10 protein-coding genes are annotated in these 12236 nt (G+C 47.6%); 5 read left to right on the top strand and 5 right to left on the bottom strand.

What is annotated here, in order from left to right; translation table 11 throughout:
- The first annotated feature begins 56 nt into the window (after positions 1–56).
- From ACWPOD_RS04535 to ACWPOD_RS04520, 4 genes are all read left to right on the top strand, one after another.
- Positions 57–926, top strand: a complete 870-nt coding sequence (locus ACWPOD_RS04535) for an amidohydrolase family protein (protein WP_085568954.1) — start codon at positions 57–59, stop codon at positions 924–926.
- 55 nt (positions 927–981) lie between these two features.
- A complete protein-coding gene (gene ydiJ, locus ACWPOD_RS04530) occupies positions 982–4029 on the top strand; it encodes a D-2-hydroxyglutarate dehydrogenase YdiJ (RefSeq protein WP_456231593.1) in 3048 nt (1015 codons plus the stop codon).
- 211 nt (positions 4030–4240) lie between these two features.
- Entirely contained in the window at positions 4241–5119 is an 879-nt protein-coding gene (locus tag ACWPOD_RS04525) for a DMT family transporter (protein WP_048625206.1), read from the top strand.
- Positions 5120–5159: 40 nt separating this feature from the next.
- Positions 5160–5711 (top strand): DUF2301 domain-containing membrane protein, encoded by a 552-nt coding sequence (locus ACWPOD_RS04520; RefSeq protein ID WP_258640540.1) that lies wholly within the window; start codon positions 5160–5162, stop codon positions 5709–5711.
- Positions 5712–5719: 8 nt separating this feature from the next.
- Here ACWPOD_RS04520 and ACWPOD_RS04515 read toward each other — a convergent pair whose 3' ends face one another.
- From ACWPOD_RS04515 to ACWPOD_RS04495, 5 genes are all read right to left on the bottom strand, one after another.
- The gene (locus tag ACWPOD_RS04515; protein WP_432609407.1) at positions 5720–6628 is read right to left on the bottom strand and encodes a hydroxymethylglutaryl-CoA lyase; all 909 of its coding nucleotides are present in this window, start codon (positions 6626–6628) and stop codon (positions 5720–5722) included.
- Positions 6628–7467 carry an enoyl-CoA hydratase-related protein gene (locus ACWPOD_RS04510; RefSeq protein ID WP_104970103.1) on the bottom strand — a complete coding sequence of 280 codons (840 nt, stop codon included), beginning with the start codon at positions 7465–7467 and terminating at the stop codon, positions 6628–6630. The genes ACWPOD_RS04515 and ACWPOD_RS04510 overlap by 1 nt, the downstream gene beginning before the upstream one ends.
- A 29-nt stretch (positions 7468–7496) precedes the next feature.
- A complete protein-coding gene (locus tag ACWPOD_RS04505) occupies positions 7497–9101 on the bottom strand; it encodes a carboxyl transferase domain-containing protein (protein WP_456231592.1) in 1605 nt (534 codons plus the stop codon).
- Positions 9102–9126: 25 nt separating this feature from the next.
- On the bottom strand, positions 9127–10296 hold the full coding sequence (locus ACWPOD_RS04500; RefSeq protein ID WP_256952341.1) for an isovaleryl-CoA dehydrogenase: 1170 nt from the start codon (positions 10294–10296) through the stop codon (positions 9127–9129).
- A 66-nt stretch (positions 10297–10362) separates the two neighbouring features.
- Entirely contained in the window at positions 10363–10737 is a 375-nt protein-coding gene (locus tag ACWPOD_RS04495; RefSeq protein ID WP_012842485.1) for a MerR family transcriptional regulator, read from the bottom strand.
- Between the two features lie 277 nt (positions 10738–11014).
- On the opposite strand from ACWPOD_RS04495, the gene ACWPOD_RS04490 reads away from it, so the two are divergent.
- Positions 11015–12226 (top strand): thiolase family protein, encoded by a 1212-nt coding sequence (locus ACWPOD_RS04490; protein ID WP_456231591.1) that lies wholly within the window; start codon positions 11015–11017, stop codon positions 12224–12226.
- Positions 12227–12236: the final 10 nt, after the last annotated feature.

The raw sequence follows: 12236 nt of genomic DNA, 5'->3' as shown, positions 1-12236 counted from the left end.
CTTTAAGAGGTGCTTTCGTTGATGGCACCTCTACCTTTCTGACAGGATGATTTTCGATGAGCATAATTCCATTTTGTGAAGCGGCTGACCCATTTGTAAATAAACCAACAATCGCGATTCCTGAAGGCGCGGTTGATTGTCACGCCCACGTTTTTTCTTCACGTTATCCGTACTGTGAAACGCGAACCTACACACCACCTGATGCCAGCGTCGGCGCGTACCTGCATTTGCACCAGCAATTAGGCATCCGTCATGGCGTGCTGGTTCAGCCGAGTGTGTATGGCAATGACAACCAGTTGCATCTTGATACATTACGGTATTTACGCCAGCAAGGTTACGACTACAAAGGCGTCGCGGTCGTGGATGCGGATGTGTCCGAGCAAACGCTGGATGAGCTACAAGAAGCGGGATTTTGTGGGGTGCGGATGAATCTACTGTTTAAAGGTGGTATTGAGTGGCGTGATGTTGAACGTTTAGCGGCTCGCCTTGCAGAGCGACACTGGCACCTTCAATGCTTAATTGATGTTTCGCAGTTTGATGACTTATATCAGCGATTAAGGGCTTTACCCGTGCCCGTAGTGATTGATCATCTTGGACATATGCCAACAAACAAGCTTATTTCTCATCCTGGTTTTCAAACCTTATTGAAGCTTAAGGCCGAAGGGAAAGTGTGGACAAAATTGTCGGCGCCGTATCGTTTGTCGCTTCAATCACCGCCTTATGATGACGTTTCTTCGTTTGCTCAAGCTTTGTTAGAAGCGAATGAAGAGCAATGCGTCTGGGGCTCGGATTGGCCTCATCCATGTTTTGCTGCTGAGATGCCAAATGATGGCCAGCTATTAGATACCTTGTGGCACTGGACGCAAGATACGACACTGTTTGGCAAGATTCTGGTCGATAACCCCAAGCGCCTCTACCACTTTTAACTCCGCATTCATGTTACGAACCTAAAAAGACAACCGTAAGGCACCGATTCAAATTATGCTTCCTGCACTTCCGCTACAGGTTTCCTCTGATCCTGTGGTTATCAAGTTCTTTAACACCCTTAAACAGCTTGGTTTCAAGGGGGATACTGATGCTCGCTATACCACTCGATTGAGTATGGCGACTGACAACAGCGTCTACCAGCAACTTCCGTTGTCGGTCGTCTTTCCTGCCAACCATCATGATGTGGTAATACTTGGCAAGGTCAGTGCTCGTGATGAATTTAAACACCTGACCTTTTCGCCCAGAGGAGGCGGAACGGGCACCAACGGACAATCATTGAACACGGGGATTGTGGTTGACCTGTCTCGCTACATGAATCGAGTGTTAGAGATTAACGAGCAGGAAGGCTGGGTGAGAGTGGAAACAGGGATAGTCAAAGACCAACTCAACGACATCGTTCGCCCTTATGGTTATTTCTTCTCGCCAGATCTATCGACCAGCAACCGCGCAACATTAGGTGGGATGATTAATACCGATGCATCAGGCCAAGGCTCTTTGCAATATGGTAAAACCTCGGATCATGTGTTGGCGCTCAAAGCCGTATTGGCGGATGGTTCGGTGCTCGATACCGAAGCAATTCAACAAAACAAATGGTTAAACAGTGATGTAGTATCGCGAGCGTTAAAAATTACAGAGGAAGTTTGTCGAGACAAGCGTCAACAGGTTCTGGATAAGTTTCCTCCTCTGAATCGATTTCTTACTGGTTATGACCTAAAAAATGCCATCAACGACAAGAGTGAAGAGTTTGATGTCACGAGAATATTATGTGGCTCTGAAGGTACGTTAGCTTTTATCACTGAAGCCAAGCTCAACCTTACGCGAATACCTACCACGCGACGGTTAGTGAACGTTAAATACGATAGTTTTGACTCTGCATTGCGAAATGCTCCCTTGATGGTCGAAGCAGAGGCGCTATCGGTAGAGACGGTTGATGCAAAGGTGCTTAATCTTGCAAGAGAAGACATTGTCTGGCACTCGGTAAAACACGCGATCTCAGATGTGCAGGGCAAAGAGATGCAAGGGATTAACTTTGTCGAGTTCGCAGGCAGTCACAGCGATGATATTGAGGATAAAGTTGAACGCTTACTTTCAATTCTCGATAAAGAAATAGCTCACCGACGCAGTGGTATCATAGGTTATCAAGTCTGTCGTGACCCCCAAGACATCCAAGCCATTTATGGTATGCGCAAGAAAGCGGTTGGGCTGCTTGGCGCGACCAAAGGTCAGGCAAAGCCGATTGCATTCGCGGAAGATACCTGTGTACCGCCTGAAAATTTGGCGGACTTTATCGCGGAATTTCGTACGTTGCTAGACAGCAATAACCTGCATTATGGCATGTTTGGTCATGTGGATGCAGGCGTTCTTCACGTGCGTCCAGCGCTCGATATGTGTGACCCTGATCAAGAAGCGTTGATGCATCAACTGTCCGATGATGTGGTCGCGCTGGTGGCAAAATACAATGGTTTAATGTGGGGAGAGCACGGTAAAGGATATCGCTCAGAATATGGACCTGCCTTCTTTGGTGATGAGGTCTTTACTGAATTAAGGCGCATTAAAGCGGCGTTTGACCCCGACAATAAAATGAACCCGGGCAAGATTTGCACACCACTGAATAGCGACGCTGACATGGTAAAAGTCACAGCGACCAAGCGTGGCTACTATGATCGTCAGATCCCCGTAGCAGTCCGAGAGTCGCTTAAGCCCGTGCTGTCTTGCAATGGCAATGGGCTGTGTTTTAATTACGATGCTGACAGCCCAATGTGTCCATCATTTAAAGTAACAGCCGATCGTCGCCACTCTCCGAAAGGGAGGGCTGGGATAATGCGTGAATGGCTGCGTCGCCTGAATGACAGTGGCTTCGATTTGCTCGCTAACGAACAACAGCTTCTCAATCAAACGTTATCTGTTAAGCTTTTGGCTCAGAAGCTGAGCCAACTGATATCTCGCCCCACATCTGATGACCTATCGCATGAAGTTTATGAGGTGATGAATGGCTGTCTAGCGTGCAAAGCGTGTGCGAGTCAGTGCCCTGTTAAAGTTGATGTGCCTGATTTTAGAGCGCGTTTTTTACACCTCTATCACTCACGTTATCGCAGACCTCTGCGCGACTATCTGGTGTCGAATATTGAGCAACTGCTGCCGATTATGGCAAAAGCCCCCAAGCTGGTTAATCAAATTGCATCTACTCGGCCCGTTACGCAAGTATTAGAGACATCCATTGGTTTTGTTGATTCGCCAGTGCTATCGATCCCTACGTTGCAAAGTCGATGTCAGGCACTTGGAGTGAGCCCGTTCGACTTTGCGTATCTAGAATCGCTTTCCCCAGAAGTGAAGCAAAATTACGTCTTGATTGTTCAAGATCCATTTACCAGCTTTTATGAAGCCGAGTTGGTTGCGGACTTTATTCAGTTATTGCAGCGGTTAGGGAAACACCCTGTTGTTCTGCCTTTCAAACCCAATGGGAAAGCTCAACATGTAAAAGGTTTCCTTAAGGCATTTGCCAGAAATGCACAAAACACTTCGGATTTTCTCAAACAAGTTGCTGAGCTTGAAATTCCTATGATCGGTATCGATGCAGCCTTAGTGCTTTGTTATCGTGATGAATACCGTCAGGCTCTAAAAGAAAAGCGGGGCGAATTTACAGTTTATACGGCTCATGAGTGGCTGGTGGATACACTCAATGAATGGCCGCCAGTAAGTGTATCAGACGAAGAGCCTTGGTATTTGATGGCGCATTGCACAGAAAAGACCAAAATACCGGAGACTGAGAAATCTTGGCAGTCTATTTTTCATTACTTTGGCTTAAAGCTGCATGTGATACCTACGGGATGTTGCGGTATGGCGGGGACATTCGGCCATGAAGTGGATAAGAAAAGTACGTCTGAAGCTATTTATCAGCTGAGTTGGAAACCGAATATAAAGAACCTGCCCACTGAGCGTGTGTTAGCCACGGGGTATTCCTGTCGCAGTCAAGTTAAGCGTTTTGAAGGGGAGGTAGTTCGACATCCGGTCCAAGTTTTAGCCAGTTTGTTTAATGCATAAGATGCTTAGGCAATTTAGTATAAGAAAACGCTTGCCTTAAGACTTTGCCTGCCTTTAATGTATCCGACCGCAGAACTTCAATCTGCTTAACAACAACACAGGAGAGAATCGGGCTTTCACTTCCGCTCGACAGAAACTCCTTTCAAATTGATACAACAGCGCAGCAAACTTCCCTTGCTGCGATACTGTGTTCCATATTTTGTGAGTACTTATGTTTAACTCAGAACGCAAAGCGACGGTTATTCTGGTTGCGACAACGATGATCGCGGCACTTGGTTGGATCTTTTCTAAGGAAACAATACAGGGTTTACCACCTTTCGGCTTTATCGGGGCGCGATTTACTATTGCATCGCTCTGTCTGCTGCCGTTGTGCTATCGACCTTTGTTGAAAGCGAATTTGAGAGATGTGCTTTCTGCTGGTGGTGTCGGGCTACTGTTAGGTAGTGCCGTTATGACATGGATTTACGCCATCTCCATCAGCGACACGCTCGGGGAAGGCGCATTTATCATGAGTCTCTCCATGCTATTTGTGCCGATTGTTGCGTGGGTTATGTTTCGTCAACGACCACAACGAATTTTCTGGCTTTCTTTGCCTATCGCGGTATTAGGTCTCGCCTGTCTCTCTTTAGTTGGCGGTTGGAAGCAATCGGCCAGTCAATTTTGGTTTCTTGGGGCGGCACTGGTTTTGGCGCTTCACTTTAATGTGAACAGCAAATATTCTCAAAAATTGCCTGTGTTGCTGCTTACTTGCGTGCAGCTTTTTTCTGCTGGTTGTTTAGGTTTGTTGGTTTCTTTCTTTATGGAGTCTTTTCCGGCAGAGGTTGACTCCTCCATTTGGTGGTGGTTCGCGTTGAGCACTTTGCTAGCGACGAGCTTGCGTTACGTAATGCAAACCATGGGGCAAAAATTTGTTCAGGCAGGTAATGCTGCCTTGATCATGATATTAGAGCCAGTTTGGACCGTCATTCTGAGCGTGCTGTGGTATGGCGAAGTGCTAACGGCAAATAAGCTAGTAGGCTGTGTGCTTATCTTATTCTCTCTTATTATTTATCGTACTGGCGGTCGATTTCGTTTGTCTATCCCTAGGTAGCTTCAAGAAATGTGGGTAGGGAACAATTTAGGAGTGAAGCATGGCCAATACTGAGCATCAGGAATCACTAGACTTTTTAGATATTTTAAGTGTCTGTTTATACCGTTTAGGAATTAGCGTATTTGCCTTTGGACTTATCGCGATGACGATATCGGGTTTGCACCTTATTGAAAGTTCAGCATTTTATGATCGAAATGTGTTGCTGATCATCGCCATTGCAGGTGTATTAACTGCAGCAACTATCCATGTCTACAGTAAAACTGTGCGTACTGTCATCAGCTGGTCAACTTGGGTGGGACTGCTCTTCATGGTGAGCGATCCAGACTTATCCCGCGTGTGGCTTTCTCTTGGTTTTGTCTTTGTCACTTTTTCCGGTGTGGCGCTGAAAGAGTCCTTTTGTTTTAAAGTTCCAGGCTTGAAAGCGGTGCCAGTGCTACTTGCCATCGCAACCTTTGCGTTTTGTTTCGAAATACTGACGGTAGCGAATATTGCAACAGGGTTGTCTGGCTTAATTATGGGCTTCCTGTCTATATCAAAGTGGCGGATGCCACTTCATTTTGATATTGGTATCAAAGCAAACTACGAGGTTTAATAAACGTCTTACGCTAGAGATGTCATACGGTTACGCAAAGCTAGCGATACTTTTGACGTGGGCTCTCGATTAAGCTCTTCGCTGATCATCCAGCCAGCTTTTGCTAACAGCTCCAAGTCGATCCCCGTTTCGATCCCTAATCCTTGGCATAAATACAGTACATCCTCCGTCGCGACATTCCCCGAGGCCCCATGAGCGTATGGGCATCCTCCCAGCCCAGCTACACTGCTGTCGATGGTATTGATGCCCATACTCAATGCTTGATGAATATTGGCGAGCGCTTGTCCCCATGTATCGTGGAAATGGACAGCAAGCTGGGGAAGAGGTGCAACCAACATGACGGCTTCCAGCATGGCTGCAATTCGATTTGGCGTGCCTGTGCCGATGGTGTCACCTAGAGACACCTCATAGCACCCTAAATCGATGAGCGATTTGGTCACGCTCGCCACCTGTTTAGGGGCTGTTGGACCGTCGTAAGGGCAATCGGCAACGCAGGATAGATAACCTCGAACAGGGATGCCGTGTTTGGTGGCTAATCGCATTACAGGCTCGAAGCGAGTTAAACTTTCTGCAATCGAGCAATTGATATTGTGTTGGCAGAATCCTTCTGATGATGAAGTGAAAATTGCGACCTGATTGGCACCAGCCTCCAAGGCTTGTTCGAAGCCTTTTAGGTTTGGTGTCAGGGCAGAATAAGTAACATGATTTCGCCTTGTTATTGCTTTCATGACCTCTGTTGAGTCCGCCATTTGTGGCACCCATTTGGGCGAAACAAAAGAGCCCGCCTCAATATGCGTTAGCCCAGTATCAGAGAGTAAGTTGATCAACCGGATTTTAGTCTGGGTCGCAACAGGAGACTCATTTTGCAACCCATCTCGTGGACCTACTTCGACAATATTTACTTTGGAAGGCAGCATTACTTGTCCTGTGATTTGGTTACCCAACTTGGGCTTCGTTTTTCAAGAAACGCTTGCAAGCCATCTTGGCCTTGTGGCGATACCCTAATGTCCGCAATGAGCTTGCTGGTATAGTGAATCAGTTGTTGATCGATGGGGTTTTGATGACATTGGTGACAGAGCGTTTTCGCTTTACGCATCGCATCTGGGCTATTAAGTAGTAACGTCTTGATCACGCTATCGACCGCATTTTCAAGTTGTTTGGCTTCTTTCACTTCGTGCACAATACCAAACCGTTCGGCATCCTCGGCTGAAATGACTTCACCACTTAAAATATAACGTCTAGCTTGTCGATTCCCCATCGCTCGCATGACGTAGGGTGCAATGGTTGCCGGAACTAAGCCAAGCTTAACTTCACTTAAGCAAAAGTTGGCACATTGGCTCGCGATGGCGATATCACTGCAACAAATCAATCCCAGCGCGCCGCCGTAAGCGGAGCCTTGTACAACCGCGATGGTGGGTTGAGGGAACGAATCTAGTGTTTCCATGAGTCTTGCCAAGTTTTGGGCATCAACGAAATTATCTTGCCTCGTGCTGTCGGCCATCGACTGCATCCAATTCAGGTCGGCCCCGGATGAAAAGTGCTTGCCGTTACTTCTTAATACCAAGCACCGCACATCCGTTCGTAAAGCGAGATAATCTAGACGATGGATCAGCAAGTCGATCGTACAAGCATCAAAAGCATTGTGCTTGGCTGTTCTGTTTAGAGTGATGGTCGCTACGCCATTGTCATCGACATGCCAAAGAACATCATCTTGCCTTTGGGCGTTGGGAATAATGCTTGGTTGCATTTCCTGCATACTTACTTCCTTAATTTATCTCGGGATATTTACATTCTGAAGACGCCAAACTCGCTATCAGGAATGGGGGCATTTAATGCTGCCGTTAGCGCCTGACTCAACACCTGACGCGTTTGTTTGGGGTCAATAATTCCGTCATCCCATAGCCGAGCGCTCGCAAAATAGGGATGTCCTTGTGTTTCATACAAGTCTATGATTGATTCTCTAAAAGTGTGTTCTTCTTGCTCTGACCACGCTTCCCTCTGGCGTTCCTTCGCGTCTTTTCGAACTTGTGTTAAGACGCCTGCCGCTTGTTCTCCGCCCATCACAGAAATACGCGCGTTCGGCCACATCCACATCATGGTTGGATCATAAGCTCGGCCGCACATGCCATAATTGCCAGCGCCGTACGACCCACCGATGATCACGGTAAACTTTGGTACGTCAGCACAAGCGACGGCCATCACCAGCTTGGCGCCATGTTTTGCGATGCCTTCTTCTTCCACCTTTTTCCCGACCATAAATCCGGTAATGTTTTGGAGAAAGAGAAGCGGTGTTTTCCGTTTGGCGCAAAGTTCAATAAAGTGCGCGCCTTTTTGTGCCGATTCAGAAAACAAGATGCCGTTGTTTGCCACAATGCCGATCAAGTGTCCGTGAATGCGAGCAAAGCCACACACTAACGTCCTGCCGTACAAGGCTTTGAATTCGTCAAAATCAGAATCATCGACGATGCGGGCAATGATTTCTCGAACGTCGAATGATAGTCGTAAGTTGGCATTCACGATTCCGTAGATTTCTTCAGCATCGTAGCGGGGAGGTAGCACGGTGTTTTCCGGCTTAATCGGTTTCGCTCTATTGGCATTGGCAATGGCTTCTCGGGCAAGCATTAGGGCATGCTCATCATTTTCAGCGTAATAATCAGCAACACCAGATTTACGACAATGCACGTCTGCACCGCCGAGCTCTTCACCCGTCACGACTTCGCCAGTGGCCGCTTTCACCAGAGGCGGTCCCGCCAAAAATATGGTGCCTTGCTCTTTGACCATAATGGACACATCCGCCATGGCAGGAACATATGCGCCCCCAGCAGTGCAAAGCCCCATCACAACAGCAACCTGAGGGATGCCTTTTGCTGACATCCTCGCTTGGTTAAAGAAAATGCGACCAAAGTGTTCTTTGTCGGGGAAGACGTCGGATTGATGAGGGAGATTTGCGCCACCGGAGTCCACCAAGTATACGCAGGGGAGTTGGCAACGTTGGGCTATCTCTTGCGCTCTAAGGTGTTTTTTTACCGTGAGTGGGTAGTAGGTTCCGCCTTTTACCGAAGCATCGTTGGCGATGACCATACATTGAATCCCCGCTATGAAACCAATGCCGGCGATAACGCCAGCGCAGGGGATGGATTCGTCATACACTTGCCAGGCGGCAAACTGGCTGATTTCAAGAAAGTCAGTGTTGTCATCAAGCAAGCGCGCGATGCGTTCTCGGGCGGGGAGTTTTCCTTTTTGCCTCTGGTGCTGAATGGCTTTTTCACCGCCTCCCTGTTTGATGGTCTCGATGTGTTGATTCAGTTGAGTGACCAACGTTTCCATCGCAGCTTTATTGGAAAGAAATAACTCGTCAGTTGGCTTAGTTTTACTTTTGATAATGGCCATAATGACTTCCTTGTCGTATGTTCCTTTAGCGAGATTCTTCGAACAGTTCTCGGCCTATTAACATGCGGCGAATCTCTGAGGTACCCGCGCCGATTTCATAAAGCTTTGCATCACGTAGCAAACGACCAGCAGGGTATTCATTGATGTAGCCATTCCCACCGAGCAACTGTATTGCATCAAGTGCCATTTGTGTGGCGAGTTCTGCACTGTACAGAATCGCTCCTGCGGCATCTTTGCGTGTTGCGTTACCTCGATCACAAGCCGCTGCGACGGTATATACATACGCTTTTGCTGCACTCATTCGAGAGTACATATCGGCGATCTTGCCCTGAACTAACTGAAACTCGCCAATGGATTTTCCAAACTGCTCTCGTTCATGTACGTACGGGACCACAATGTCCATGCAAGCTTGCATTATCCCGAGTGGTCCGGCAGCGAGGACGACGCGCTCGTAATCCAGCCCACTCATTAACACCTCGACGCCTTGATTCAGATCGCCAAGAATATTCTCTTTCGGCACTACGCAATTGTTAAACACAAGTTCGCAAGTGTTCGAGCCTCTCATGCCTAATTTGTCCAGCTTTTGAGCATGGCTGAAACCTTCGACGTTGCGTTCAACAATGAATGCGGTAATACCTCGTGAACCTGCATTGACATCCGTTTTAGCGTAAAGCACTACTATGTCAGCGTCGGGACCGTTGGTGATCCACATTTTGTTGCCATTCAGTACAAAATGGTCGCCCTTGTTCTCCGCTTTCAGTTGCATGCTTATCACGTCTGAACCGGCATTGGGCTCACTCATAGCTAGGGCGCCAACGTGCGTACCATCGAGGAGTTTAGGAAGGTATTTCTTGCGTTGAGAAGGCGTGCCATTGCGAAAAATCTGATTGACGCACAGATTAGAATGAGCGCCGTAGCTTAAAGCGACGGAGGCAGAGGCTCGGCTGATCTCTTCCATCGCCACAACGTGAGCAAGGTATCCCATGCCTGCACCACCAAGTTCTTCATCGACGGTGACACCGAGCAACCCCATATCTCCAAACAAAGGCCACAAATGCTTCGGAAACTGGTTATCGCGGTCTATATCTGCGGCGATGGGAGCAATATGTTCCGTAGAAAAGGCATTAACGTGGTCTCGGAGCATATCGATGGTATCACCAAGTCCGAAATTGAGTGGGGCGTAGGTGCTTTTCATAACGTCTCCCGATATCAGAGGTAAGGTGGAAAAGCCGATTGCGGTGTCGCTATTTGAGTATAGCGGTTATGTCTCTTTGCTTTTGAGTGTTTGAATACAGCGTTCTTTAGCGGCATTCAACTCTGCCATTACGACGCTGATGTCATTGAGTTGCTGTTGTAGGACGGCTTGTTTCTCTTCAATGATATTGAGCATTTTCAATAACTGTCCTTCGGTTTGTTGCATGTCATAGAGCTCGAAAAGTTCACGAATTTCTGCCAGTGAAAAACCGAGCCGTTTCCCTCTTAAAATCAGTTTGAGACGAATTTTATCTCTGCGTTGATAAACGCGCATGTTGCCTTTTCGCTCTGGTTCAATCAGACCTACGTCCTCATAAAACCGGATACTGCGAGTGGTAATATCAAACTCCTTGGCGAGGTCACTGATCTTGTATTTTTCCATAACATACTTACCTCGAATAAAAATCCAGTTTCTGGAAATCGAACCTTCAACGGAAAGGCCGAACGCAAATTTTGAAAGATAAACGCCTACTTGGTGTGTTTTTTCATCTCATTGTAAAGGCTAGTGCTATGCTTACGTAAACGTCAAGAAATCGCAGTATGAAAGTTTGTCAGTGAGAAAGGGCGACAAAGACTGGCGTAGCACTTGGTAAGCAATGTCATGCAAGGGCGTTATCAGTCAGTCTAGTGTTCACATATACCTCAAGGGAATGCGAATCATGGAAAAAGACATCTGGATTGTCAGCGCGAAGAGAACGCCGATCGGGCGCTTTCAAGGAAAGTTGCAAACTTACTCCGCTCCCCAATTAGGTGCACTAGCGATAAAGGCTGCGACGCATGAAGTGAATGTGACATCTGTAGATGAAGTTTTCATGGGATGTGTGCTCCCTGCGGGTTGTGGGCAAGCCCCGGCGAGACAAGCGGCAATTGGTGCGGATTTACCCATGAATGTAGGGTGTACGACTATCAATAAAGTGTGTGGTTCCGGCATGAAGAGCGTCATGTTGGCGCACGATCTTATCAAAGCTGGAACGATTCGAACGGCCATTGCTGGTGGTATGGAGAGTATGACCAATGCGCCGTATTTATTGAAAGAGGCGAGAAAGGGAATGCGCATGGGCCACCAGTCGACGTATGACCACATGTTTCTCGATGGATTGCAAGATGCGTACGAAGGGCACTTAATGGGTGTTTATGCTCAGCACGTCGCAGACAGGCTTAAGTTTACCAGAGAGCACATGGACGAATGGGCAGTGATGTCGGCAAAACGTGCGTTGGAAGCTCAAGAGCGAGGCTTATTTGCAGACGAGCTGTCACCGATTGAATTCAACACCAAGTCTGAACAAGGAACGCTGGATTACGATGAGCACCCGCGCTCGATTGATCTGGATAAAATCCCTCAACTCAAACCTGCATTTGATAAAAAAGGCACAGTGACCGCTGCTAATTCTAGTGCGATTTCCGATGGCGCTGCAGCGCTTGTTCTAATGGATGAAGAGACTGCGATCCACCAAGGTTTTGAGCCACTCGCCGTTATCAAGTCTCACGCCACACACGCCAGAAAACCTGCTGAATATACTTTGGCTCCCGTTTATGCGATTGAACAGTTGTTGTCCCAATTGGATTGGTCAATTGACGAAGTGGATCTGTGGGAGATAAATGAAGCCTTTGCTGTCGTGACACAAATCGCGGTAGCAGAACTTGGGCTTGATATGAGCAAAGTCAATATTAAAGGTGGAGGGTGTGCACTCGGGCATCCGATAGGCGCAAGTGGCGCACGAATTCTGGTGACATTGATTCATAGTTTGCGTCAGCTACAAGCTTTAGGTACCGACGGTGATCTAGACGCCAAAAAAGTGATGCGAGGCGTTGCGTCACTTTGTATCGGTGGTGGAGAGGCAACGGCGATAGGCATTGAAATACCGCTTTAATTGAAATCAG

This window comes from Vibrio sp. JZG120 (assembly GCF_053890955.1).
The sequence above is the reverse complement of the archived record's forward strand: the minus strand, read 5'-3'. Positions and strand labels throughout refer to the sequence as shown.

Bases quoted from the DNA above. Each gene is read 5' to 3' on its own strand.
- ACWPOD_RS04515 (WP_432609407.1), bottom strand. From the start codon at position 6,628: ATGCTGCCTTCCAAAGTAAATATTGTCGAAGTAGGTCCACGAGATGGG.
- ACWPOD_RS04510 (WP_104970103.1), bottom strand. From the start codon at position 7,467: ATGCAGGAAATGCAACCAAGCATTATTCCCAACGCCCAAAGGCAAGAT.
- ACWPOD_RS04500 (WP_256952341.1), bottom strand. From the start codon at position 10,296: ATGAAAAGCACCTACGCCCCACTCAATTTCGGACTTGGTGATACCATC.
- ACWPOD_RS04495 (WP_012842485.1), bottom strand. From the start codon at position 10,737: ATGGAAAAATACAAGATCAGTGACCTCGCCAAGGAGTTTGATATTACC.
- ACWPOD_RS04525 (WP_048625206.1), top strand. From the start codon at position 4,241: ATGTTTAACTCAGAACGCAAAGCGACGGTTATTCTGGTTGCGACAACG.
- ACWPOD_RS04535 (WP_085568954.1), top strand. From the start codon at position 57: ATGAGCATAATTCCATTTTGTGAAGCGGCTGACCCATTTGTAAATAAA.
- ACWPOD_RS04505 (WP_456231592.1), bottom strand. From the start codon at position 9,101: ATGGCCATTATCAAAAGTAAAACTAAGCCAACTGACGAGTTATTTCTT.
- ydiJ (WP_456231593.1), top strand. From the start codon at position 982: ATGCTTCCTGCACTTCCGCTACAGGTTTCCTCTGATCCTGTGGTTATC.
- ACWPOD_RS04490 (WP_456231591.1), top strand. From the start codon at position 11,015: ATGGAAAAAGACATCTGGATTGTCAGCGCGAAGAGAACGCCGATCGGG.
- ACWPOD_RS04520 (WP_258640540.1), top strand. From the start codon at position 5,160: ATGGCCAATACTGAGCATCAGGAATCACTAGACTTTTTAGATATTTTA.